Raw genomic sequence first — 25,546 nt, 5'->3', positions numbered from 1 at the left:
CCTATTCAATGGAGTCGGCGGGAGTCGAACCCGCGTCCAAGCATGTCGCCACCATGACATCTACATTCATATTCATACTACTTAGATTTCGCGAATTAAGACGCCGTATGTCGGGGCTTCATTAAAACGCTAGTCTGTAAATCCTCTTCTTAAGCACCCAGGCCAGTACTTAAGCGCAAGTCCACTTCATTTAGGACCCGTATCTAGCCCATGGACGAGACTAGGCGGATCTACGTTAAGCTACTATTAGGCAGCTAAAGCGTAAGAATTGTTATTATTATTTGCAGTTATAATAAACTGAACGTTTTTACGTAGCCGTAACCTACGAAATGCAGTCATGGCTCGACCCATACCTGTCGAATCCATAACGACCCCAAAATAGAACCTATGATTTATTATATCATAGGATGCCAGGTTTTAACGGCGATTTTTATCGTTTTCAATCGGAATTGGTCGATAAGCTAACTGTTGTTGACCTTGGAGATTGTTTAAAAGACGGTCAAGCAATTCTGAATTTTGGAGGTTCTTTAAAAGGTAATCCAGCAAAGCATTTTTAGTTTTTTTCATGAGAAATTCCTCCTTCTATATGCACTCATCATAATACATGATTCAAGAAAGTCAAACAGTTTTGCCTATTGCTTAACTATTCCTTAAATGTCACAATTTAAGTAACTAGGAAAAGAGGAGGAGAGCCATGAGCCAGATTGATGAAATTCATCGAGTCGAGATTGAGATGTTAAAAGTTATTATCGAAATTTGCGATAAACATGATATTAAATACATGCTAATCGGTGGAACATTACTGGGGGCGATCCGGCACGACGGATTTATTCCATGGGATGATGATGTCGATCTAGGGATGACGCGTGAAAATTACGATGAGTTCGCTAGGGTCGCGCCAGTTGAGTTCCAAAATACACATTACTTTATGCAAACGGCGGATACGGATCCCAATTTTGCATTTAGTTATATGAAGGTTTTAGATACCAATACTTATATAGAAGAAAAGAATAATGTTAATGATGCCCACAAGGGAATTTTTATTGATATTTTTCCTTTTGATAAGGTTCCTCGTCAACCTGAAATTCGCCAGGCAGTCTACAATCGCTTTAAGATTAATGACGCCGCAATTCTCGTGCGACTAGGGTACAACATTATCAAAACACCGTTCCGTAAAGCGCCTAACGAGAAGCCTTTAGAGTTGTTCATGAGTGTAGCCAAGTTAAAAGAGCGACGTGAAAATATCATGCGCCTGTATGATAATGAGCCATTTCATCATTATAAAAATTATGCTTCTCAGTACGCCTATGATAAAGAAGTTTTAAGTCAGTCCGAATTAACAGAACTAACCACGCATAAGTTTGAATCCATTGAGGTTTCGATTCCCCAACACTACGACCGTATTTTGAAACGGATGTATGGTGATTACATGCAGCTGCCACCAGAAAAAGAGCGCGTTTCTAAGCACATTGATACGGTGATTATTAATGGAAAACGAATCGAATAGAACCGAGGAATTTTAATGGAAAAACTAAAAGAACGCATGGATGCGTTTAGTGACGCGGTCATTGCGATTATCATTACAATTATGGTATTGGAATTGCCAATCCCCAAGCATGATTTATTTAGCGAATATATGCAATTTGGTAAAGCAGTTGGAATCTTTTTTATTAGTTTTTGTTTTGTAGCAAATATTTGGTACCAACATTCTATGTTATTTAATGATGCAAAAACAATGAATGATCATATTTTTATTCGAGAATTCATTTTTTTAGCTTTCTTAAGTTTGATGCCAATTTTTACAAAAATTATTACTTACGATACCAATCGGACAACGGTTTTAGCTTATGGAATTTTAAATATTATTGTTAATGGATTGTTTGTAAGGCTTAGCTATGCGGTCATCAAACAAAAATATACCGATCAACAAGATATTAAACGTATTTTTCATAAGGTCTACGGTAATCATAATAACTTTTTGGGTTATGCCAGTATTACCATCTTGGTTTTAGCGTACTTTTTCCCTAAAGCGATGGTGGTCGTTTACTTAGCGATGCCCGTTATTTCTTTTGTGACGACACGCCATGATTATACGGACTTACAAGATGTCGCACAGTTACCTAAAAATGAAAAGGAACAGTTCTTAGAGACGTCAGGTAGTAGTCTTCGTGAATTACGTCTAATGCAACGTGAAATTATGCGTAAATATCGTGGAAAAGGCCGCAATAATCCTGAAATGCAGGCCGAACTAACGGCGCTATTCCAGAGTCACCCAGAATTGAAAAATAAAAGAGGCCGTCGCTTTTAATGCGATGACCTCTTTTATTTAACTATCTTAACGAGTGGCTGCGATTGCTAATTCACGGATGTTAACCGCTTGTGGCATATCATAAATGAACTTAACACTTTCAGCAACATGTTTGGGATCCATGGTGATACCACCCATACTCTTTTTCCATTCGCCATAATCGACCAAGGCATTTTGGTCAGTAACGTGGGTGAGGAGTTCAGTTTCAGCAGCGCCTGGGGCAACCATTGAGATTCGGACATTTTTACCAGAAACTTCTTCTCGGATAGTTTCGCTAAGTCCATGAACACCGAATTTAGAAGCAACATAAGCCACATGGTTAACGAAGGTCTTCTTACCGGCTAGGGATGACATATTAATGATGGTTCCATGTTCACGCTCTAACATGCTGGGTAAAACAATTTGGGTTCCATTTAAAACTCCCATAACATTAGTATCCAACATGGTTTGCCACTCGGTTGGGCTTTGGGTAGTCACGTTGCCTAATAGCATCACTCCAGCGTTGTTAACGAGTAAGTCAACTGGTCCAAATTTAGCTTCAGCATGTTCAATAGCTGTTTTAAATTGAGCTTGATCTGTTACATCGACGCTTTCAATCATGACGTTTTCAAAGTTAAGTGGTAAATCTTGAATCTTTTCAACTCGTCGACCTAGTAATAATTCAGGGTACCCCGCCTGATTAAAAATTTTGGCTATTTCTGCTCCAAAACCAGAGCTAGCGCCAGTAATAACAATTAATGGTTTATTCATATTATGTACCTACCTTTGTTTTATGATATATTTGATGTTACTACTTGGAGTTAACTCCAAGTCAAGGAGAAATTTTAGAAATGAAAACATATTTAATTGGCGATATTGCTAAAAAAATGAATGTAACAACCGATACTTTACGTTATTACGATAAAGAAGGGCTATTACCTTTTGCTAAAAGAAATGAAGCGGGTAGGCGAATTTTCACGGAAGATGATTTAGGATACGTGGAAGTGATTAACTGCCTGAAAAAATCGGCGGTGCCTGTCAAAGAAATTAGTCAATTCATCGAGTGGTGTATGCAAGGGGATCAAACCTTAGAACAACGCTATGACTTTATGGTTAAACGAGAAGTGGCCTTGGAACGCCAAATTAAAGAATTAGAAACGCAGCTCGCGTTCTTAAGATGGAAGAAGTGGTATTACGCCCGGGCTAAAGCCGCTAAAACGGAATCAGTTAATTTTAAGCCAGGTACTCAGAGATCAGATCCAGCCTTATATGATCATTATCAAAAACTCCATCCTGCTTCAAATAAATTTATCGAGTAAAAGTGCAATTTGAAATTTACAAAACTGAATTTATATGCTAATCTAACGAGAAGTAGATATAATTATCAACCGTAAGAAGAACGAGTATTTAAGGCCCATAACTTAAAGCGAATTGAGGATAGTGCGAGCTCAAAAAGTTATTCTTTTAAGAAAAACATCTTCTTTGTTTCTAAGCTGAAATCACAGTAGGCTTAGACGGGACCGGCCCGTTACAGCTTGGAAAGCATTTCAATGCTTATTTTAAGATGTTTAATTTAATTAAACGAATTTTGGGTGGTACCGCGAAAGTCCTTCGTCCCTTCTGGGGAGGAGGACTTTTTTATTTGTACCGGACTTTTTACGAGGATAAGAATGGAGGATTTATTCATGGAAAACACATTAGTTAAAACACTCTACTCTCAAGCAGAACATGATGCTGACGTAGAAGTGGAAGTAACTGGCTGGTTAAAAACCATCCGTTCTTCAAAGAAAATCAGCTTTTTAGAAATTAACGATGGTTCTTACATCAAGAATGTTCAGGTTATCATGGACAACAATGCCCTTGAAAACTCTGAAGAAATTCGTAAGGCAGCAATCTATTCTACAATCAAAGTTGTAGGTAAAGTGGCTGATACACCTAAGGCTAAGCAACCATTTGAAATTCAAGCTAGTTCAATCACAATTTTAGGTAGCTCAAACAGTGACTACCCATTGCAAAAGAAGGAACATACTCCTGAATTCTTGCGGGAACAAGCTCATTTACGTCCTCGGACAAATACTTTCTATGCTGTTTTCCGGATTCGTTCATTGGTTTCTTTTGCTGTTCATCAATTCTTACAAAGCAACAACTTTGTTTACGTTAACACACCGATCATCACCAGCAGTGATACTGAAGGTGCCGGTGAAATGTTCAAGGTAACAACGCTAGATTTGAACAACTTACCTAAGAACGAAGCTGGGGAAGTAGATTCAAGCAAGGACTTCTTCAAACAACCTACCAACTTAACTGTTAGTGGACAATTGAATGCAGAAGCTTTTGCTTTGGCTTTTAGAAATGTTTATACATTCGGCCCAGCTTTTAGAGCTGAAAACTCACATACTACGCGTCATGCTTCAGAATTCTGGATGATTGAACCAGAAATGGCCTTTGCTAACCTTCAAGATATTATGAATACTTCTGAAGATTTGTTGAAGTATGTAGTTAACTATCTTTTGGGAAATGCTAAGGAAGAATTGGAATTCTTGAACGGTGCCGTTGATCCAGAATTAAAAGCTCGTTTGGAAGCTACTAAGGATGCTGACTTTGCCCGAGTTTCATACACAGAAGCCATCGACATCTTAATGAATGCCGACCAAGAGTTTGAAAACCCAGTCGAATGGGGCATTGATTTACAAACTGAACACGAAAGATACTTAAGTGAAAAGGTATATCAAAAACCCGTCTTTATCACGGATTATCCTAAGGACATTAAGGCCTTCTACATGCGTGAAAATGAAGACCACAAGACTGTAGCTGCAGTTGACCTTTTGGTTCCTGGTATCGGTGAATTAATCGGTGGTAGTCAACGTGAAGAACGTCTCGACAAGATCAACGAAAAGATTGCCGAATTCCATCTCGATCCTAAGGAATACGAATGGTACGCTGAACTAAGAAAATACGGTGAAACTGAACATTCTGGTTTCGGAATTGGATTCGAAAGATTACTTATGTACGTAACTGGAATCGAAAACATCCGCGATGTAATCCCATTCCCTCGTACACCAGGAAATGCTAGTTTCTAATTTAATCGTTAAAATAAAAAGCACCCAATCACAGATTGGATGCTTTTTTATTTGAAAAATTTTCCTACCAATGAAACGCCACCTGCACCCCCATAATTAACATCCGCACCCCAATTGTTGCCAGAATCAATCCCATCAACTTCGTAATCACGTTCACAATGTTATTACCCAATTTAGCCATAATTTGTTCCCCGTAGATAAAAATGAAATAAGTAATGACCGATAGAACGACAAAAGCACTAATCACGATGAAGGGATTGGTACTACTCGACAAGTTCATAGTAGTGGCGATGGTTCCAGGACCAGCCAGCACCGGCATAGCCAGTGGAGAAATCGCTACGTCAGTATTGTTACTGTTGACGGAATCTTTAACCGATTGTTTGGGATCATGCTGAATAGGGGACACGTTCCCTTGAATCATGTGATAACCAATCAAACCTAGGATGATTCCACCCATGATCCGCAAAGCCGAAAGATTAATACCAAAGATACTGAAAATGTAATTACCTAATAATGCAAAAAGTGCCACAATCACGGTCGCGACGATGAAGGCTAAGCGCGCAATGGCATTGACCTCTTTTCTACTATTATCAGCAGTCAAACTCACAAACATGGGTAAGTTAGCAAAAGGGTTCATAATTGCGAAAAAGGCGGTAAATGATAGCAAAAAAGCTTGAACTAAATTCATAGTGCACCTCCATTAATTAAGTTAAATTAGCTTAACTTAATTATATGGGGGAACGATTTAAAACCCAATTAATATGGCTGGTTAAGAGGGGAAAATCGGTCTTTAAAAGCGAATCTCCAAAAATACCCGATTTTTGAAAAAAGAGCTTGTATTTAGCTAAACGTGTATAATATAATGCTTATAAAGATAGATAGCATTAGCCAGCACTTATCTATCTTTATGCGTTTTTATACATGCTGAATGCTGGGATTCAGTGTGTCAACATCCCTAAAGACACCCATAATTACGAATTATAGTATTAATCCAAAATAGAGGAGGCTAAAAATTTTACATAAAAATAAGACTTTTATATATTATGAAAATATTCACAATATATAAATAAGAGTCATTAGTAAGATCTGAATTATTGATGATTAGATTAGTTGTAGTATCGGGGAAGCAGATTAAAAAAGGGGTATTAATAAAATGAAGAAAATTATTTTAAGTGCAATGTTATGTGGTGGTATGTTATTAGGTGTTGCCAACAGTGGCGTAGCTCATGCAGCTGATAAGCTAACCGGGAATACAACCGCAACTGCTACAGTTACTAAAGGTGATGTCACGTTAGACATTGATTCTACAATCAATTTTGATCCACAACCTTTAAGTGGGGATGTAAACTTTGGTTCTCAAGATGTTAACTATAAAGTTACAGATTATTCTGGAGATACTAAAGGATACCAACTATCTGCTAAATTAGGTGACACAGATGCAACTCGTACGGTAAAAATTGGTGACACGACACTTTCTGATGCTGCAGCCGTAGTAGCATCTAAAGATTCTAATATCGTCGGGGAAAACGCTGATAAATTATCTGTAAGCCTTGAATATAATGGAATAAAAGAAGTAAAGGATTATAGCACTGCTATTCAATGGAATTTAACTAAGACTCAAACAGAACAAATTACAGAATAGCACCATTATTCCGAGGAGAGACTTAGTTCTCTCTTCTTTTTTTGAAAAGAGATCGATATGAAAAAAATATTCACGTTGGTATTTATATTTGTAATCAGCATTCTAACTGCGACGAATGTACATGCTGATCATAAACTTGCTAGTTATTCAGTGACACCCATTTTTTCGGAACATCAGACGGATGGAGCCGATAGCTATTTTGACATCAGATGGCCACCAGCTAGTAAGGAATCATTTGGTATTAAAATCACAAATAATACTAAAAAGACCAAGCAATTTGAAATTGAAGTGAACAAAGCTCGGACTAATCGTAACGGTATTGTTGACTATTCTGATCGTACTCCGGAAAAAGCTAATACGGTTTACAAATTAACTCAAATGATTAGGTTGCCTAAAGAAGTCGAAGTTGCTCCCAACAGTAGCCAAATTATTCATGGCAGCATTAGTTTTCCAGCTAAAGATTTCAATGGAATTTTGATGGCTGGATTACATTTTACGGAGAAAACGACAACAGCAAAGAAAAATACAGTTTCTAACACGATTGCTTATAACATTCCGTTCGTAATCCGCGGAAATCATGACCAACGTCCCACACCACGGTTATCCCTAGATCAATTGAAGATGACTAAACCTAACTTGAGTACTTACGAATTAGATGCAAAGCTGACCAACCATCATCAAAATTTACTTAAGAGTGTCAAAACGGTTTCGTCCATCAAAAATATGGATAATAAAACCCTCAAAAAGGAAACTAAGCGGATTGACATTACGCCCGAAACAACTTTTGAGAATCCTATCCAAGTACCTAAAAATATAAAAGCAGGTCAATACAAGCTTGTTTTGACCATGCAACATGGAAAAGATCATTGGAAATTTGAAAAGAACTTCAAGATTAAGCCAGCTGATTTGAAGGTCGCTAAGCGCCATCAGATTCAAAATCATTCGGCCTTATTCATCGGACTGGCGGTAATTGCGCTCATCGTAATTGGCGTTGGCTGGATTATATTCAAGAAGCTAAAACGAAAATAGTTTTTTAACCCAAAAGAAGGCTCGCCGTTAAGCGAACCTTCTTTTTATTTGTCGTCTTTATGCATTTTATCTTTGAGTTCTTCCATGGCGCCTTCAGCTGATTCCTTGACGTCTTTAAGCTTATCTTTGACTTTACCAGTCATATTTTGAGCTTTACCTTTAGTTTCTTCTTTTTTGTCGCCAGTTACTTTGCCGGCACCTTCACGAACTTTACCTGTAACTCTATCTTTAGTATTTTCCAATCTTTCGTTATCAGACATAAAACAATACCTCCTAAAAGTTAAGTTTTTTGGTTCATCTCCATTGTAGCAAGTCCACCATCTAAAGTAGTAATGATATGCTCAACTTGAGTCGATGGACAAAAAGTTGTATCATGAAACCGAATTCAAAATTTAATAAATATCTGCACTAGGGGTGTTCTTAGAAGAACTGAGATACGCTTGTTCAGCGTGATCCCTTTGAACCTGTAAGTTAGTACTTGCGAAGGAAAGTGTTTAATTGTTGAAACCAAAACCATCCTTCTGTCTACAAAAGGGTGGTTTTTTCGACATTAAGGGCAGTGATAGATATTGGTAAGGAGCTTATTATGAACCTTCAAGATATTGCCAAAATCCGGGAAGTTAATCCGGTAGTAGTTAATTATGCTAATTTTGTTACCCCATTTTTGGTGGCGAATGGCTTAAATGCGGTGGGAGCTTCTCCCATCATGAGTGATGAAGTCAGTGAAGCGGAGGAACTCGTCCAACTCGCATCGGCCGTGGTGATTAATGCGGGCGCTTCTCGTAAAGAGAGCTGGCCACTGATGAATAAGCTGTGTGAAGCAGCTAATCAATATCAAAAACCACTCGTCTTAGATCCCGTCGCAGTCGGTGCCACCCAGTACCGCAAAGCCCTCAATTTGATGTTACTAGAAAAATATCATTTCGATGTGATTCGTGGAAATATCGGAGAAATCGCCGTTTTAGCCGGTATCGATTGGCAAACGCGCGGTATCGACGCTGGAAATGGGACCGGCGACATGAGCGCAGTTGTCCAAGCTTGTGCCCAGAAATTTAACAACGTGGTGATTGCTAGTGGTGAAGTCGATTATATCAGCGACGGTCAACAAGTGATCACGGTGCACAATAACACTAAGTTGTTACCAGCCATCGTGGGCTCCGGCGATTTATTGTCCAGTATCGTAGGAGCGTTCAGCGCCGTAGCTGAAAATACTTTAGATGCTGCTGTTACCGCTAGTTTGGTTCTCTCGTGTGCGGGAGAACGCGCAGCGGCACAACTCGATCAACAAAATCGACCAGGCAGTTTTTTGTCCTATCTTTTAGACGAATTAGCTAATATCACCCCTGAACAAGTTCAAGACCTTATGAAAATTGGAGAAGCATAAATCATGAAAAGTAAATTAGTACCTCAAGTTTTAACCATCGCCGGCACCGATAGTGGTGGGGGCGCCGGCATTCAAGCCGATATGAAGACGATGCAGGAGCGTCACGTTTTTTCGACCTGTGTGGTGGTGGCCGTTACCGCTCAAAACACGTTAGGCGTGCTCGATGTAGAAGTTATGCCCAAACGAATGATTGACCAACAATTTAAAGCTTTGGCGGAAGATCTAGATATCAAGGTAGCCAAGACTGGCATGCTTGCTAACACCGCGGTGGTGAACGCCGTGGTGGAAAACTATCAAAAATACGACTTTGGGCCACTCGTCGTCGATCCCGTCATGATTGCTAAAGGGGGCGCAAAGCTCCTGAGTGATGATGCGATTGATGCCGTGCGTACCCAACTCGCACCGCTGGCTTACTTAATCACCCCCAACTTACCGGAAGCAGAAAAATTAGCTGGGATGGAAATCAAAAATAATGCCGATGTGAAAGAGGCCGCTCGTCGCCTGCAACAACTCGGGGTTAAAAACGTCTTAATTAAGGGCGGTCATTTTAGTGATCAACCTGAAAGTCGAGATTACGTCCTATTTGAAAATGGCGAAGAAATGGAATTGACGGGACCCCGTTTTGAAACGAATAACACCCATGGCACAGGCGACACGATTTCTTCCGTGATTGTTGCCGAACTAGCCAAGGGAGCATCTTTGAAAGCAGCCTTGTGCACCGGTAAAGCATTTATCAATGCGGCGATTAGTGATGGGATTCAAGTTGGCCATGGACATGGTCCCTTGAACCATTGGGCTTATGGCGAGGAAGAACAATGAAATTCAATTCAGATATGTTAAAAATTTATTTTGTGGCCGGCACCCAAGATGTTGCTAATAAGGCGGACTTCTTACCTAAAGTGGAAGAAATCTTACAAGCTGGAGCAACGGCCTTTCAACTACGGGAAAAGGGTTATAACAGTATCGATAATCCAGCTGAATTAACCGAACTGGCTGAAAAATGCCATCAGTTAACCCAAAAGTATCACGTACCGTTGTTCATTGATGATGACGTGGACTTAGCTTTAGCCATTCATGCTGAAGGCATTCACGTGGGTCAAAAAGATGAAAAAATTGAGTCAGTTTTAAAACGGGTTCAGGGTTCGATGATTGTCGGGTTATCTTGTAATACTGAAGTGCAAGTCAAACAGGCTAACCAACTCGATGGAATTGATTATCTGGGAACCGGGACGGTCTTTGAAACGACCTCTAAAGCCGACGCGGGAGCCGCACTCGGTGTAGCCCAACTCCAAGAACTCGTCGAACTGAGTCGCTATCCAATCGTCGCCATCGGGGGTATCACGCTTGATAATCTCCCCCAGACGATGGCTACGGGAGTCAAAGGCTTTGCGGCCATTAGTATGTTTACGCAGATGACGGCAGTGCCCACCCAAATGCAAAAAATTAAAGCGATCGTTAAGGGATGAGGAGGAAAGTTATGTTTTCAGCACGTTTAAAAGCAATTGCTCAACCAGTCCTCGCCGACATTGAAAATCATCCATTCGTGCGAGGGATTCAAGCGGGGGCCGTTCCGGCAGCGGCCTTAATGGTCTACGTTGAACAGGATACCTGTTTTTTAGATGCCTTCGCTAAAGTCTATGCGGGCGCCCTTTCCAAATGTACTACTAAAGACCAGATGCGCTTTTTTGAGGAACAGATTCGCTACACTTTAAATGACGAAGCTGGTGCGCATCAAATCCTATGTGACATCGCTGGTCAAAAGCTCAGCGACCATCAACATGCCGAACAGCGACCAATTACCTACCTATATAATGAGCATCTTTTTAACGCTTTACGAACGGGAGATTTAATCGACTTAATTGCGGCAATGTTACCTTGTCCTTGGACGTATACTGAAATTAGTCAGCAAATTGTGGACGGAGCAGCACCAGATAATCCCTTCTTACCCTGGATTGAATTTTATCAACCCCAACCAGGCCAAATTGATGACAGCATGGTAAAAACTTTATTTGGTATGGTTGACGAATTAGCAATAGGTCTCAGTGAGGAACGCCAACATGAAATCGAACAACGTTTCTTGCGAAGTTGCGAATTAGAGTATGAATTTTGGGAACAAGCATACTATCAAAAAGATTGGAAATATAAAAATTAGGCCAAGCGTGTTAGTATAAAAGTAAATAGGTGACGAATTTAAGAGGAGGTGACTTAATTGTCAGACTCCTTTTATTATTTACCCGTCATTAACAACCCAGAGAGAAGAAGAGGAATTACATGAATCCACAGGCAGTTTTGAAATCAAATTTTGGATATGATGCGTTTCGACCAGGGCAGGAGCAAGCCATCAACGCAGTTTTGGACCACCAAAACGTTTTGGCCGTCATGCCAACGGGCGGTGGAAAATCACTATGTTATCAAATTCCAGCCTTGATGCAGGCGGGACTAACCTTAGTTATTTCGCCTTTGATTTCTTTGATGAAAGATCAAGTTGATGCCCTAGCAGCCAATGGAATTGACGCCACCTTCATCAATAGCTCCTTAGATTATGCGGAAATCAACGAGCGGTTTAGCCAAGCGCGTCAGGGTGCGGTGAAGCTGCTTTATATTTCACCAGAACGCCTCGATTCCGAATACTTTGATCGTTTAGCAGAACTACCGATTGATTTGATTGCCATCGATGAAGCCCACTGTATTTCACAGTGGGGGCATGATTTTCGACCGAGCTATCTAAAATTAACGGATATCATCCATCATCTTCCGACCCGACCAACGATTATCGCTCTTACCGCTACGGCGACGCCTCGGGTAGCTGAGGATATTAAGCAACGCTTAGCCATCCAACAGGAAGTTCAAACTGGATTTGCTCGACCTAATCTTTCATTTAAAGTGGTCAAGGATCAAGACAGTGACCGTTTTTTGATCGACTACTTAAAATTGAATCCAGATCAATCGGGTATTATCTACGCCAGTACGGTGAAAGAGGTCGAACGGCTCCATCGACTTTTAACAAAAAAGCATTTCCAAGTGGCCATGTATCATGGACAACTTTCGAAAGAAGAACGTCGGCAAAATCAAGATGACTTTCTGTATGATCGAGTGCTAGTTATGATTGCAACCAACGCGTTTGGGATGGGGATTGATAAGAGTAACGTGCGCTTTGTCATCCACGACCAGATTCCGGGCAGTATCGAATCCTACTATCAAGAAGCGGGGCGTGCAGGGCGAGACGGTCTACCGAGTGAAGCCATCTTGTTATACAAATTGCGCGACGTTCAGATTCAGCACTACTATATCGAACAATCCGAACGAGACGAAGCCAGCATGACGATGGAATACCAAAAGCTACAGGCGATGAGTCAGTATGGTAATACGCAAAAGTGTTTACAGCGCTACATTCTAAATTACTTCAATGAGGATGCTCCAGACTGTGGGCAATGTAGTAACTGTTTGGATACGCGAGCTCTACAAGACGTGACGATTGAGGCTCAGCAAGTGTTGTCTTGTATCCGGCGGATGGGGGAACGATTTGGAAAAGAAATGGTCGCCCTCGTACTGACGGGTTCGAAAAATCAGCGGGTAAAACAGCTGCACTACGAAAAATTATCGACATACGGTTTAATGCAGCAGCGGACCAAGAAGAGCGTGACCGAATTAATCGATTTTCTCACAGCGGCTGGATACATCGCCCCAGACGGCGGCCAGTTTCCCGTCTTGAAAATCACCGAGGAGGGCTTACGCGTCCTTTTAGGTCAACAAAAAGTTGCTCGGAAAGTGGCAGCTAAGGCGAATAAGTCCTTACCAGAAAACGACGCGCTGTTTGAAGAATTGCGGGCGCTTCGTCGGGAACTAGCTGAAAAGCAAAACGTTCCACCGTTTGTCATCTTTTCCGATCAAACTTTGCGAGATATGTGTACAGTCATGCCAGATACGCTCGATGAAATGTTAGACGTAAAAGGAATCGGGGAAAGCAAACTCCAAAAATATGGCGAACAGTTCTTCCAAATTTTACGAAATTATCAAGAAGCTTAGTATTTGTTAAAGTGCTGAGCTTTTTTTGTTAGAATTTATAAGGATAGGTATAAAATGTTGCTACTGCCAATGAGTGAGGAGAATGCTACTTGCGAATCAGAACACTGCTAACCTGGTTGTTGCTTTTCTTGGGAGCAACGTGGGTCATCAAAAATAACATAGTCCAGATACCAGATAATGTGCAACAGACATTTCGTAACGGAGTTAGTCGGGTGACGACTAACTTAAATTCGATTTTGGATTCAAACTGGAATTTTAATCAGAACAAGACGTCGACCAAAAAGGATGTCAGCGACGACGCAACCCCGGTGGAATCGATTGTCAAAAACAAAAATTTATCGAATAAATACTACTATAGTTATCAAGCGGGAACCCCGGAGGCTGTCCAGAACGTTTTTAAGCGTGCCATTGCGACTTACAATGCCACGGGGATTGTTAAAATTGTTCCAGGAGCGGAACAAGGCTGGCTAAATCATTTAGAGCTGGGAACCTATCGTAAAAATGTACCGCTAAACCAATCTCGCACGATTGAGCTAGGGATTGGTGGACCAAAAATTATGGAACAAACGGGCGTAGTTAGTCGAATCGCCAACCATGCGTCCGCCAAACTCAACATTTACTACAACAAAGCCGTTTCACAAGCTGTCGCCACCCATGAAGTCGGGCATGCCTTGGGCTTAGATCACAGCCAAGCTGAGGATTCGGTCATGTACCCGTTGGATCGTGAACAAACGGCTTTATCGCCATCCGATCTTGCTGGTTTAAAATCAATTTATGGAGAAACTAAGTAAGAGCTACTAATGCAAATTAGGAGCTCTTTTATTTTGTTACAAAACATTACGGCAATATTACAATATGGAGTAAATGCCCGATAACAAAGCCCGTTTTCGGGTTAAGACGTTGAAAATTTATAGATTAAATGATAGATTTAATTGTGACTTATTAAAAATGGAGAGATACTGTATGAAAAAAACACTAACGTGGTTAGGAGTGGCGGTTGGTTCGTTAGCCGTTTTTGCTGGTGCAGGGTTCGGTGTAACCTTGGTCAATAAGGACTCACTTGCTACACATATGATTGCAAAGTACACGGGAAAAAGTAATACTTCCTCAAGTAGTTCTAGTACCACATCTTCTTCAGTAGAAGACTCAGCAACCTTAAAAGTTGCTAAGAGTTCCAATTTAGATTCGATTTTAAATAATGGTGAATATAACGGTTCAGCAGCCTTAGCGACGGGTAAGAAGATTCTTACTAGTTCACGAGGCTATGCTAACCATGCTGCTAAAAATGAAATGACGGCGAATAGCCAATTTTTAGTGGGGAAAATCCAAGATACGATTAATGCTGGGATTATCATGCATTTAATCGATACAGGGAAAGTTAAGCTCAACGATAAGCTTTCAAAATATGACAGCGAAGTTGCTGGAGCGGAATCCGTGAAGGTCGCCGATGTGATGAATCAGGCTTCAGGGATTACGGCGGATACCATCTCCAGTAGCGGTAAGACTAAGAGCTTAGTCAAGGAAGTTAATGCGAATGCTACCTTTGATTCGACAATGCAAGGAACCTTTGCAGACTCTAGAGCCAATACCATTTTACAAGCGGCGATCATCGAAAAGGCTACTGGCGAATCATATCATTCGGTTGTCAGCGATTTGATTGATCAGTTAGAACTCTCGAATACCGCTTGGGGAATGAAAAATAAGACTGTCGATTACTACCGGGTGGATAATGTAGGTTCAGCATCGAAGGTAAGCAATTCCACTTTAGATACAGCGGAACTCAATCGCTTGGGTAGTGATCAGTTGGTGAGCTCGCCAGCCGATGTCGCTCAGATGTATAACTACCTATTTAACAGTGATTATGTTTCCAGTTCGACTTTAGACAAAGTCTTCGGTCAGGCTAGTGGCCATGTGGCTGGCTTTGCGGTTAATGGGGATGCCTTGAGCCTCACCCAAGCCGTGGGCGGTGGACGTAACCGTATCGAATGGAATCTTAAGCAAAAAACCGGAACATTCCTATTTAGTAATTACATCAATGGGGAAAATAACCTGTCATCAATTTCAAAAAATATGTTTGACTATCTAAAATAAACCTTGGAGGAACTCATGGAATCAGTAGAATCACAACAAATTAGTATCGGTCAGATTTTGGCGATACTACGTAAACACATTGGATTAATTTTTGCTAGTACGTTTATCGTAACTTTATTAGCCGCCTTTATGACTTTTTTTGTTATGACACCAAAGTACAGTGCTACGACTCAAATTTTGGTTAATCGTAAGTTATCAGAAGATATGGCAGGGGCTCAATACCAACAAGCACAAGCCGATGTTCAAATGATTAGTACATATAAAGATATTATTACTAGCCCCACGGTTCTGAAGACGGTTAATACTAAATTACAAGGCCAACCGGGATACGGAAAGGGCAATGTAGATAGCTTAAAGGGTTCGCTTTCAGTTAACAGTCAACAAAATTCTCAAGTCTTTTCGATTACGGCTAAGAGTACGAATCCTGAGACGGCAGCCAAGATGGCGAATGAGACAGCCACAACTTTTAAAAGTAAAGTGGTTAAGATTATGAGTATTAATAACGTATCTATCGTTTCTAAAGCAACCCCTGATGATCAACCGGTTAGTCCAAGAACCAAGTTAAATATTGTAGCCGGTTTGGTAATTGGCTTGATTTTAGGAATTGGTTTGGCATTCTTACGCGAATTCAGTGATCGGACCGTTACGTCTGAAGAATTCTTAACGGAAGAATTAGGACTTAAAGGTTTGGGGATTATTAGTGAAATTAACGCAACTGATATTCGTCGTAAAATCACACCAAAACTTGGAGTACCAATGAGTGATGGTGATCAATCTAGAATGCGGAGAAGGGTGTAGGTAGTCGAAATGTTTAAGAAGAAGCAAAAGTTAGATAATGAAAGTCTTAAAAATGGTGTGGGATTAGTCACCTTTACTGATCCAACCTCCACGATTGCAGAACAATTTAGAACCGTACGGACCAACATCCAATTTTCGTCGGTTGATAAGTCATTGAAGTCAATTGTTTTTACTTCATCGGCGCCATCAGAAGGAAAGTCAACGGTAAGTAACAACGTGGCGGTCACTTGGGCGGATCAAGGTAAGCGGGTTTTGATTGTTGATGCCGATATGCGTCGTCCTACCGTGCATCGTACCTTTAGTGTTAGCAATGCTGTCGGATTAAGTAACCTCCTTGCGGAGACTGGTAGCTTGAAAAATGCTATCCACGAAACAATTATTAATAATCTTTCCGTAATGCCAAGTGGCCCAATCCCACCTAATCCATCAGAATTATTAGGTTCAACTAAGATGGTGGCGTTGTTAAAACAATTAACAGAAGTATTTGACATGGTAGTAATTGATGCGCCACCTGTGAACACAGTGACCGATGCTCAAGTTTTAGCGGCTCATGCAGATGGAACCATTTTAGTGGTTCCTCAAGGAATTGCTGAAAAAGCCGGTGTTCGTCATGCTAAGCAGATGTTAGAAACAGTCCAAGCAAATATTTTAGGAGCAATCTTAAACCGAGCAACCGCTGAAAAATCAACAGGTTATTACGGCGGTTACTATGGTGGTTATTACGGGACGGATGATAAATAATGACGAATTTAATTGATTTACATTGTCATATACTGCCAGGTGTCGACGACGGTGCCAAAGATTTACCAATGGCACTCGACATGGCCCGTGAAGCAGTTAAACAAAACATTACACATATTTTATTAACTCCGCATCACATGGACGGTATGTATACGAACCACAAAGCAGACGTGATTCGTAAGACAGCGGCTTTCCAACAAGAACTAGATGCGGCCGGAATTCCTTTGACGGTTTTTCCAGGTCAAGAAGTTCATTTAACGGGAGAACTGTTAGATGCAATCGATAATGACGATATCTTGTTTATGGATGAGGGGGGCAAGTATTTGTTATTAGAATTGCCTCACAGTGGAATTCCGGAATATACGGAAACGATAATTTTTGAATTGTTGGCTCGGGGAATTACTCCGGTAATTGCCCATCCAGAGCGCAATCATGGCTTCCAAAAAGATCCCGATCGGCTTTACGACTTTGTGGAGATGGGGTGCTTAACCCAACTTACCAGTAGTAGCTATTTGGGAGTGTTTGGAGAAAAGGTAGAGCAATTAACGCAAAAAATTATTGATGCGCGTTTAGGCTTTGTCTTTTCATCGGATGCACACAACTTTGAAGGACGGCGTTTTCTAATGCAAGATGCCTTTAATAAATTAACTAAAGAAACAACAGATCGGAAAGCCGAACTTTTCAACTATAATGCTAAGTCAATTGTGAATGGGGATTCAATTAAGACGGAAAGCATTCTGCACGTGTCTTCGACGAAGACAAAGAAAAAGAAAAGATTCTGGCTATTTTAATGGAGATTAAGATGGTTGAAAACAAAAAAGTTCTAATAGATGAACAAGCTCAAAATCAGCGATATGTCTATCGCTTTTTCAAGAGAATGCTAGATATTGTAGCTAGTGTAATCGGTTTAATTGTATTATCCCCAATCTTTTTAATTGTTAGCTTAGCCATCAAGGCCGAGGATCGGGGACCAATCTTTTATTCACAGGTAAGATTGGGAAAAGGTCAACGGCCTTTTAAAATGTATAAATTTAGATCAATGATCGTTGATGCTGATAAAAAACTTGAAAAACTACTTAAACAAAATGAAGTTGAAGGCGCGATGTTCAAGATGAAAGAAGACCCACGAATTACTAGAGTGGGTCGTTTTACACGTAAACATAGCTTGGACGAATTACCTCAACTATTGAATGTCTTAGCAGGCGATATGTCTTTAGTTGGTCCTCGCCCCCCATTAGAAAGAGAAGTAGCAGACTATTCTGAACATGATAAACAGAGATTGATTGTTAAACCAGGTTGTACGGGTCTTTGGCAAGTAACGGCACGAAATGACGTTGATTTTAGTGGAATGGTAGATCTTGATTTACAATACATTGAAAAAAGTGGTTTGATGTTTGATGTGATTATCCTCTTTAAAACAATTGGAATTGTTTTTAAACCTAATGGAGCATATTAATAAAGGGAGAAAAAAATTGGAAACTAAGAATGTATTTATTGTAGGTGCAAAAGGAATACCGGCAAAATATGGAGGATATGAATCATTTGTTGAACAATTAACTGCTAGGAAAGTATCTGATAATATTCACTATTTTGTTGCATGTAGAAAAGATTTATCAGATAACAAAAATGATATTTTTATGCATAATAATGCGACATGTTTTAATGTGGATGTTCCAAATGTTGGTCCAGCAAGAGCAATATTATATGACATTAAGGCCATGGAATGGTCGATTAAGTATATTAAAGAAAATAATATTGAAAATCCACTTATCTATGTATTGGCATGTAGAATCGGTCCTTTCATAAATAAATATAAAAAGCAATTGAAGCGTTTAGGCGGAAAATTGTACGTAAACCCAGATGGTCATGAATGGTTGAGAGCTAAATGGAGTAAACCGGTTAGAAAATACTGGAAAATTTCTGAACAATTAATGGTAAAACATGCAGATTTACTTGTTTGTGATAGTTTAAATATTGAAAAATATATACAAACACAATACAAGAAATATAATCCTCAAACGACTTTTATTGCCTACGGGGCTGACATTAAACAATCTACTTTAGAAAATGATAGTATTGAGCTTCTCGATTGGTACAAAAAATTTGACCTAGAGGCAAATAATTATTATCTAATTGTAGGTAGATTTGTACCAGAAAATAATTATGAAACAATGATAAGAGAGTTCATGAGGAGTAACAGTGAAAAAGATTTAGTTATTGTAACTAATGTTGAGAAGAATACATTTTTCAATAATTTGAAAGAAAGTACTGAATTTGAGTCAGATAAGAGAATTAAATTTGTTGGTACTGTATATAACCAAAACTTACTCAAAAAAATACGAGAAAATGCATATGGATATTTACATGGACATTCAGTAGGGGGCACTAATCCTTCCTTACTGGAAGCACTGGCAAGTACGAGATTAAACTTACTTTATAACGTAGGGTTTAATAAAGAAGTAGCTGAAAGTAGTGCTTTATATTGGAATAAAGAGACGGAAAACTTATCTTCTTTAATCGATTCTACAGATAGATTAGAAGAAAAAGAAATAAATGAACTGGATGAGCTGTCCACTTCAAGAATAAGTGATAATTATTCGTGGAATAAGATAGTTAATGATTATGAAAAGCTATTTAAGAAAGTGAACGATAATGGATAAAGAATTACGTAAATTACAACTAATTGATATAAATATTTTAAATGAAGTTGTTGATATTTTAGAAGAAAATAAACTTAGATATTTTCTAATAGCTGGCACACTTCTGGGAGCGGTACGGCATAAGGGGTTTATTCCATGGGATGATGATATGGACATTGCTATGCCACGGAAGGACTATGATAAATTTTTAGACATATTTTCTAAAAAATTACCACCATATTTACATGTAAAGAATTTTATGACAGATTCAACATTTAAATATTACATTACTAGAATTATTGACGATAGATATAAGGTTCAAGAAATACGAAACGAAAATATTGATGAATCAATTACGAATATTTCTATTGATATTTTTCCAATAGATGGTGTTCCGGATAATTCTTTAAAAAGACAAATATACTATTTTAAAATTCTGACATATCGTGCCTTAATATCACTTATACAAAAAGAGAATATAGATAAAGCTCGGAAACGTAAAATGTGGGAGAGAATCGCCATATTTATTGGCACTAAGGTCCCTTTAAGGAAAATTATTAACCCAAATAAGTTACATTATAGAATTGATAGGCTTTTAAAGAAACAGTCAAATAATAGTAAGTATGCTGGAAGCATAATGGGAGCGTATCGTACAAAAGAAATTATGCCAAGGAAATATTTCGGGGAAGGAAAAAAGTATACTTTCGAAGGAAGAACTTTCAGAGGACCTACTGATTATGATAGTTATTTGAAACATATGTACGGAAACTATATGGAGCTACCTGACATAGAAGAACAAAAAAATAAGAGGCATTTTAAGATACTATAGGGAGCGGGGGTTTGATGTTAAATAAACGAATTTTACAGTCTTTAAAATCATATATGAAAGCTGGGGAACTCCCATTAATGTTGGGGTTATTGCCATATTTTCTTAGTAAAGAAAAAGTAAGTATGGAATTATTTAGAAGCAGGCTAAATTATTCTATGTATAAGAAAATAAAAAAAAGATATGTTGGAAAAAAAGTTAAAGACTATACCCAAAAGGTAAAACGGCCTCTTAAAAATCCAATTTGGTTTATGTGGCTTCAGGGGATAGATAGTGCTCCCGTATTGGTACAAAAGAATTTTTCTTATTTGAGAAAGAATTTTGGTGAACAATTAATAGAGATTAATTCAGAAAATTTATCTAAATATATTGATTTACCTGATTTCATTTTGAAGAAAAAGCAAGAAAATAAGATTACTAATACACATTTCTCAGATTTAGTAAGGATTCAACTATTAGCAACATACGGAGGAACGTGGATTGATTCTACAGTTCTTGTAGAAAAAAAATACTTCAGAGAATTGCCTGATATCGTAATTCCACGTACATTAAAACCTGGAAAAGATGGCAATATCATCCCTATATCTAGTTGGTTTTTAAAATTTCCCGCTAATAATCCGTTAATAGTTCGTACAAGAAATCTTTTATTTAATTATTGGGAGAAAAATAACCAATTAATAGATTACTTTTTATTACATTACTATATAGTTATAGCTTCTAAGGAATTAGATGGCTACATTGAAGATTTACCTCCGATTGATAATAGTCTTCCTCATTATTTAATGCTTGAAATGAGGAAGAGACCATTAGATGTAGACGAAATCAAAAATAAAATGAAATACTCAAGATTAATTAAGTTAACAAATAAAACAATATCCGCGTATGAAAATGATAACTATAGTAGGTTGATAAGTATTTTAGAGACATGGAGTTAATAATGAACTTGAAAATATCTATTATTGTACCAGCTTATAATTTAGAAAAATATATTTCAAAAACTTTAGATTCTTTAAGAAAGCAAACTTTTGATAATTTTGAAGTATATATTATTGACGATGCTTCTACAGATAAAACAGTAGAAAATGTGGAAAGGTTTTGTGAAATAGATAAGCGTTTTAATTTAATTAAATTACCTCAAAATGGAGGAATATCGCATGCAAGAAACGTTGGGATCCAAGTTGCTAAAGGTGATTATATAATTTTTGTAGATGGCGATGATTCCTTGAGCAGGGATGCTTTAAAAAAATTGAATCATGAAATAAGTGTAAGTAATGAAAGAATCGATGCAGTCTACTTCAATTTAAAGGTAGTCTCTGATGGTGATAATACTGTTACAGTTAGAGAAAAAAGATACGAAAAAAATAGGGTGAAGGATGGAATTCTGGACACAAAGCAAGCTTTATGGGCCTTATTTTCGAATAAAATAAAGCACACTACTCCGACTTATCTGTTTAGACTTGATATCTTAAAAAATAATGATATTAATTTTCCGGAAGATAGAGACTATGGGGAAGACTTTGCAACAATTTATCGTATTCTTGCTAAATCAAAAAATATTAAGATAATAAGTGATCGTTTATATTTGTATACACAACGCGTGGGATCTGCAACACATACGTACAATATCAAATATGCTCAAGATAATTTAAAAACAGTGCGCGAGATTGAATCATTCTTAAAGAAAAATTCACAATTCCAGTTTTTAAAAAATAACAAAGATCTATATTTAGTTCCAAGATTAATCACTTCTTTAAGTATAGTATCGAAAATAAAAAACAAAAATACTGAAGAATTCACTTTAACGAAAGATATCGAAAAGATGATTAATAAAAGAGCAATACTGTTTTTATCAAAAAAATATTCTTTGGAAGTTAAATTTAAAATTCTTCTTAATAAAATACATCTTTTAAAATATGTATTTTATTTTAAAAGATAAAATATAAGGAGTCATTATTATTTTCATGGGAAAAGAACGTAAAGGAAATTTATTCTTAAGGATAGTCATAGTATGCATTTTATTATTACAAGTGAACTTGTTCGATTTGATTCCAGAAAATTCTTTTTGGGATAGTATCAATTCAAATACCAATAAATACTTAGTATTAATAATCATTTCTTTAGCATTAATTATTAAGTTGTTACTAAATGGAATGTCAAATAGTCCTAAGAATACGATAGACAACTCGGTAATTTTTTTCTTTTTAGCTACTTTAATTGTGATGCTTGGATCAATGTGGGTTTATGAACAAAGTTTTTATACTTCATTTGCAAATGGTTATTATTATTTAGTTTTTCCACTCAGCTATTTTTTGTTAAAAGACTACTTCAAATATCAAAAAAATATTAGCTTTTTTATCAACACTGTTGTTTTAATAGGAATCATATATTCTGTTTTATATATTTTGAAATCGAAATACGGAATAAGTATTGTCCACCCTGTAGCTGTTGTTGATTTAAATAACATGTTATCTGGGAATGGCAATTCTGGTTTTGTTAGATACCAAGTTCCTGCGGATTATATTTTCTTTTCAAGCTTTATATATAACCTTGCAGTTATTAATGAAATAAAAAAAATTAGCATTCCTTATTTTTTGATTCAAGGAATATTTGTATTTAATCTATTTTTTGTTGGGCAAGTACGTACTTATTTTTCAATAACAGTAATTTTTATCGTATTTACTGTTTTTATGAAATTAATAAAAAGATCTGGAATATTAGCTCCTATATTGTTAATGCTCTCTACACTAAGCGGGATAGCCATAGTATTTTATTTAATTAAAAAATTAGGTTTTTTCGAGGGTGATAGAATTTCCAGTACATTAGTACGTACAGAAGCAATTCCATATTATTTATCCCAGGCATTTAATCACAAATTATTTGGGATCGGCTTTCCAGATACAGGTACACATTATTTATTGATACACGGTTTTTCTCATATTTTTAATAGTTCAATTTTTTACATTGAAGATACTGGGATATTTGGAATAATCGGTGTTTTTGGACTCATGGGCATTATATTTACTTTATGGTTGCTTAAGGGCATATTCAAAGATATCATTCGAAATGATCACAAATTTCAACAAATCGGCGTAGTAGTACTATATTTAAGCTTATTTGTAACATTAATCCCACTAAATTCTCCACGGGTGATTTTAATGGCTTTTTACTTACTAAGTATAAAAGAATTTAGAAAGTTTTCTGCTATAGACAGAATAGGTAATTTTTAATGAAAAATATTTTTATAATATTAAATTACAATTCCTTTTTTAAGGTAAAAAAAATAGTAAAACAATTGGTTAGATATAAGAACGTTGATGAACTAGTAATTATTGATAATAATTCAAAAGAAATTGATGTGGAAGCGTTAAGAGAATTAAAGAATAAAAAAATAACGGTTTTTTATAGAAAAATAAATGACGGTTACGCCAGAGGAAACAACTATGGTGTGAAAAAAGCTATGGAGCTCTTTGGGGAAAAAAATATTTTTTTTATTGTTAATCCGGATATAATTGTAACCGATGAAGCGATTAAAGTTACAAGCAGTTTTATATTAAATAATAAAGATATTGCAGGCGTGGTTGCACCTACTGAAGAAAGTAAGAAATCTGCTTGGAAAGCTACTACTCCATACACTAATATGTTGTTTGATGGTGGTTTTGTTGGTTGGCTGGCCACGAAATTTAAATTGAATAATAAACTAAGATTTTATTTAAAAGAGATAGAACAGAATCAGGAAAGCATCCATGTGGACGTTATTTCAGGAGCTTTTTTTGGATTTTATGGTCCTACTTTTAAATTGGTTGGTATGTTCGATAATAATACTTTTTTGTATTATGAAGAAGAAATCTTATTTATCAAGTTAAATAGAAAAGGCTTTAAAAATTATATACTATCAGATGTAAGTTATATGCATACTCATGATTATTCTAAAAATAAAAATAATGTAAAAACTGTAAAAATTTCCAATCAGAGTCGTAAGTATTTATTTCAAAATTATTTTCACCTTAATTTTTTTGAAAAGTTATTAATAAATTTGGCTAATTTTGACGCAATTATGTTAGCGGGGAGTAGAGATATTAAAAACTCATTAATTAAAAGTAAAAGTGATAGCTAAGGAGGAGTTTCTACAAATGAAAGGTATAATTTTAGCTGGTGGTTCAGGAACAAGGTTGTATCCAATAACAAAAGCAACAAGTAAACAATTAGTCCCAATTTATGATAAACCAATGATTTATTATCCATTATCTGTACTAATGTTAGCTGGTATTAAAGATATACTATTAATTTCAACTCCTGAATTTACAGAACAGTTTGAAGAATTATTTGGCGATGGGTCTCAACTGGGGTTACACATTGAATATAAAATACAAGAGCATCCAAACGGTTTAGCGGAAGCATTTATTTTAGGTGAAGATTTTATAGGTGATGATTCAGTAGCACTAGTGTTAGGAGATAACATCTTTTATGGTGCAGGACTTTCGAAACTTCTACAAGAAGCAAGTCAAAAAGAATCTGGTGCTACAGTATTTGGTTATCAAGTTAAAGATCCAGAGCGTTTTGGGGTTGTAGAGTTTGATAAAGAAGGCCACGCAGTATCTATTGTCGAAAAACCTAGTCATCCTAAGAGTAATTTTGCAGTTACAGGTTTATATTTCTATGATAACGACGTCGTAAAAATTGCTAAACAGATTAAGCCATCTGATCGTGGAGAACTTGAAATATCGGATATTAATGATACATACTTAAAAAATAATAAGTTAGACGTCCAAGTTATGGGACGTGGTTATGCATGGCTAGACACCGGTACACATGATTCATTGCTAGAAGCTTCAAGCTTTATTTCTACGATTCAGAAACAACAAAATCTGAAAGTAGCCTGTCTCGAAGAAATAGCCTATCGTATGGGATACATCACACGTGAACAAGTTTATGATTTGGCACAGCCATTAAAGAAAAATGATTACGGAAAATATCTATTGAGATTAATCGAGGGGTAATTTAAA

28 protein-coding genes, 1 other RNA gene, 1 riboswitch and 1 other annotated feature are annotated in these 25,546 nt (G+C 37.3%); of the genes, 24 read left to right on the top strand and 5 right to left on the bottom strand.

All coding sequences use genetic code 11. The features are described 5' to 3' along the window. Positions 1–6 precede the first annotated feature (6 nt). Positions 7–375, bottom strand: a transfer-messenger RNA (tmRNA) gene (gene ssrA / locus HFC68_RS08460). 42 nt (positions 376–417) lie between these two features. Then, positions 418–567: a hypothetical protein gene (locus HFC68_RS08455; RefSeq protein ID WP_011673131.1), complete on the bottom strand. Its 150-nt coding sequence runs from the start codon at positions 565–567 to the stop codon at positions 418–420. Between the two features lie 127 nt (positions 568–694). Here HFC68_RS08455 and HFC68_RS08450 point away from each other — a divergent pair, with 127 nt between their 5' ends. Together HFC68_RS08450 and HFC68_RS08445 are read left to right on the top strand one after the other, a co-directional pair. Further along, positions 695–1,507, top strand: a complete 813-nt coding sequence (locus tag HFC68_RS08450) for a phosphorylcholine transferase LicD (protein ID WP_069825194.1) — start codon at positions 695–697, stop codon at positions 1,505–1,507. Positions 1,508–1,522: 15 nt separating this feature from the next. Next, the gene (locus tag HFC68_RS08445; protein WP_011673132.1) at positions 1,523–2,308 is read left to right on the top strand and encodes a TMEM175 family protein; all 786 of its coding nucleotides are present in this window, start codon (positions 1,523–1,525) and stop codon (positions 2,306–2,308) included. Positions 2,309–2,335: 27 nt separating this feature from the next. On the opposite strand, the gene HFC68_RS08440 is transcribed toward HFC68_RS08445, so the two are convergent. Continuing rightward, entirely contained in the window at positions 2,336–3,058 is a 723-nt protein-coding gene (locus HFC68_RS08440; protein ID WP_167399793.1) for an SDR family oxidoreductase, read from the bottom strand. A gap of 80 nt (positions 3,059–3,138) precedes the next feature. Between HFC68_RS08440 and HFC68_RS08435 the strand changes: the two genes are divergently transcribed. Both HFC68_RS08435 and asnS read left to right on the top strand, forming a co-directional pair. Further along, positions 3,139–3,606 carry a MerR family transcriptional regulator gene (locus tag HFC68_RS08435; RefSeq protein WP_069825196.1) on the top strand — a complete coding sequence of 156 codons (468 nt, stop codon included), beginning with the start codon at positions 3,139–3,141 and terminating at the stop codon, positions 3,604–3,606. Positions 3,607–3,668: 62 nt separating this feature from the next. Beyond that, positions 3,669–3,909 (top strand) — a binding site (T-box leader). A 63-nt stretch (positions 3,910–3,972) separates the two neighbouring features. Beyond that, the gene (asnS, locus tag HFC68_RS08430) at positions 3,973–5,367 is read left to right on the top strand and encodes an asparagine--tRNA ligase (protein ID WP_167399792.1); all 1,395 of its coding nucleotides are present in this window, start codon (positions 3,973–3,975) and stop codon (positions 5,365–5,367) included. A 64-nt stretch (positions 5,368–5,431) separates the two neighbouring features. Here the strand turns inward: asnS and HFC68_RS08425 are convergent, their stop codons facing one another. Further along, on the bottom strand, positions 5,432–6,055 hold the full coding sequence (locus HFC68_RS08425; protein ID WP_167399791.1) for a MarC family protein: 624 nt from the start codon (positions 6,053–6,055) through the stop codon (positions 5,432–5,434). A 465-nt stretch (positions 6,056–6,520) separates the two neighbouring features. On the opposite strand from HFC68_RS08425, the gene HFC68_RS08420 reads away from it, so the two are divergent. Further along, positions 6,521–7,009 (top strand): hypothetical protein, encoded by a 489-nt coding sequence (locus tag HFC68_RS08420; protein WP_069825198.1) that lies wholly within the window; start codon positions 6,521–6,523, stop codon positions 7,007–7,009. 57 nt (positions 7,010–7,066) lie between these two features. Further along, positions 7,067–8,038, top strand: coding sequence for a DUF916 and DUF3324 domain-containing protein (locus HFC68_RS08415; RefSeq protein ID WP_167399790.1), 972 nt, complete (start codon positions 7,067–7,069; stop codon positions 8,036–8,038). Positions 8,039–8,082: 44 nt separating this feature from the next. Here HFC68_RS08415 and HFC68_RS08410 read toward each other — a convergent pair whose 3' ends face one another. Then, positions 8,083–8,298, bottom strand: coding sequence for a CsbD family protein (locus HFC68_RS08410; protein WP_002833966.1), 216 nt, complete (start codon positions 8,296–8,298; stop codon positions 8,083–8,085). A 140-nt stretch (positions 8,299–8,438) separates the two neighbouring features. Beyond that, positions 8,439–8,544, top strand: a riboswitch (TPP riboswitch). A gap of 80 nt (positions 8,545–8,624) precedes the next feature. Here HFC68_RS08410 and thiM point away from each other — a divergent pair. From thiM to rfbA, 18 genes are all read left to right on the top strand, one after another. Beyond that, positions 8,625–9,422 (top strand): hydroxyethylthiazole kinase, encoded by a 798-nt coding sequence (gene thiM / locus HFC68_RS08405; protein WP_069825200.1) that lies wholly within the window; start codon positions 8,625–8,627, stop codon positions 9,420–9,422. A 3-nt stretch (positions 9,423–9,425) separates the two neighbouring features. Further along, positions 9,426–10,241 (top strand): bifunctional hydroxymethylpyrimidine kinase/phosphomethylpyrimidine kinase, encoded by an 816-nt coding sequence (gene thiD / locus HFC68_RS08400; protein WP_167399789.1) that lies wholly within the window; start codon positions 9,426–9,428, stop codon positions 10,239–10,241. Further along, on the top strand, positions 10,238–10,888 hold the full coding sequence (thiE, locus tag HFC68_RS08395) for a thiamine phosphate synthase (protein WP_167399788.1): 651 nt from the start codon (positions 10,238–10,240) through the stop codon (positions 10,886–10,888). Before thiD ends, thiE begins: the two co-directional genes overlap by 4 nt. 11 nt (positions 10,889–10,899) lie before the next feature. After that, positions 10,900–11,574: a thiaminase II gene (gene tenA, locus HFC68_RS08390; RefSeq protein ID WP_161506621.1), complete on the top strand. Its 675-nt coding sequence runs from the start codon at positions 10,900–10,902 to the stop codon at positions 11,572–11,574. 119 nt (positions 11,575–11,693) lie between these two features. Then, on the top strand, positions 11,694–13,448 hold the full coding sequence (gene recQ / locus HFC68_RS08385) for a DNA helicase RecQ (protein WP_167399787.1): 1,755 nt from the start codon (positions 11,694–11,696) through the stop codon (positions 13,446–13,448). An 89-nt stretch (positions 13,449–13,537) separates the two neighbouring features. Next, a complete protein-coding gene (locus HFC68_RS08380) occupies positions 13,538–14,239 on the top strand; it encodes a matrixin family metalloprotease (RefSeq protein ID WP_167399786.1) in 702 nt (233 codons plus the stop codon). A gap of 172 nt (positions 14,240–14,411) precedes the next feature. Next, positions 14,412–15,539 carry a serine hydrolase gene (locus HFC68_RS08375; RefSeq protein ID WP_167399785.1) on the top strand — a complete coding sequence of 376 codons (1,128 nt, stop codon included), beginning with the start codon at positions 14,412–14,414 and terminating at the stop codon, positions 15,537–15,539. A 15-nt stretch (positions 15,540–15,554) separates the two neighbouring features. Continuing rightward, a complete protein-coding gene (locus HFC68_RS08370) occupies positions 15,555–16,337 on the top strand; it encodes a YveK family protein (protein ID WP_161506624.1) in 783 nt (260 codons plus the stop codon). A gap of 9 nt (positions 16,338–16,346) precedes the next feature. Then, positions 16,347–17,078, top strand: coding sequence for a CpsD/CapB family tyrosine-protein kinase (locus HFC68_RS08365; protein ID WP_161506625.1), 732 nt, complete (start codon positions 16,347–16,349; stop codon positions 17,076–17,078). After that, complete coding sequence (locus tag HFC68_RS08360) at positions 17,078–17,869, top strand: tyrosine-protein phosphatase (RefSeq protein WP_161506626.1); 792 nt, start codon at positions 17,078–17,080, stop codon at positions 17,867–17,869. The genes HFC68_RS08365 and HFC68_RS08360 overlap by 1 nt, the downstream gene beginning before the upstream one ends. Continuing rightward, entirely contained in the window at positions 17,869–18,534 is a 666-nt protein-coding gene (locus tag HFC68_RS08355; RefSeq protein WP_161506627.1) for a sugar transferase, read from the top strand. Before HFC68_RS08360 ends, HFC68_RS08355 begins: the two co-directional genes overlap by 1 nt. After that, positions 18,521–19,738 carry a beta 1-4 rhamnosyltransferase Cps2T gene (cps2T, locus tag HFC68_RS08350; RefSeq protein WP_161506628.1) on the top strand — a complete coding sequence of 406 codons (1,218 nt, stop codon included), beginning with the start codon at positions 18,521–18,523 and terminating at the stop codon, positions 19,736–19,738. The genes HFC68_RS08355 and cps2T overlap by 14 nt, the downstream gene beginning before the upstream one ends. Further along, the gene (locus tag HFC68_RS08345; RefSeq protein WP_094104641.1) at positions 19,731–20,546 is read left to right on the top strand and encodes a phosphorylcholine transferase LicD; all 816 of its coding nucleotides are present in this window, start codon (positions 19,731–19,733) and stop codon (positions 20,544–20,546) included. The genes cps2T and HFC68_RS08345 overlap by 8 nt, the downstream gene beginning before the upstream one ends. 14 nt (positions 20,547–20,560) lie before the next feature. Further along, entirely contained in the window at positions 20,561–21,478 is a 918-nt protein-coding gene (locus HFC68_RS08340) for a capsular polysaccharide synthesis protein (RefSeq protein ID WP_161506630.1), read from the top strand. A 2-nt stretch (positions 21,479–21,480) separates the two neighbouring features. Next, positions 21,481–22,479, top strand: coding sequence for a glycosyltransferase family 2 protein (locus tag HFC68_RS08335; protein ID WP_161506631.1), 999 nt, complete (start codon positions 21,481–21,483; stop codon positions 22,477–22,479). A gap of 25 nt (positions 22,480–22,504) precedes the next feature. Then, entirely contained in the window at positions 22,505–23,770 is a 1,266-nt protein-coding gene (locus HFC68_RS08330; protein WP_161506632.1) for a hypothetical protein, read from the top strand. Continuing rightward, positions 23,770–24,657, top strand: coding sequence for a glycosyltransferase family 2 protein (locus tag HFC68_RS08325; RefSeq protein ID WP_161506633.1), 888 nt, complete (start codon positions 23,770–23,772; stop codon positions 24,655–24,657). Before HFC68_RS08330 ends, HFC68_RS08325 begins: the two co-directional genes overlap by 1 nt. A 16-nt stretch (positions 24,658–24,673) precedes the next feature. Beyond that, positions 24,674–25,540 carry a glucose-1-phosphate thymidylyltransferase RfbA gene (rfbA, locus tag HFC68_RS08320; protein ID WP_161506634.1) on the top strand — a complete coding sequence of 289 codons (867 nt, stop codon included), beginning with the start codon at positions 24,674–24,676 and terminating at the stop codon, positions 25,538–25,540. Positions 25,541–25,546: the final 6 nt, after the last annotated feature.

It is taken from the genome of Pediococcus sp. EKM201D (assembly GCF_011800215.1).
In the GTDB taxonomy this organism is placed as follows: domain Bacteria; phylum Bacillota; class Bacilli; order Lactobacillales; family Lactobacillaceae; genus Pediococcus; species Pediococcus pentosaceus.
The sequence above is the reverse complement of the archived record's forward strand: the minus strand, read 5'-3'. Positions and strand labels throughout refer to the sequence as shown.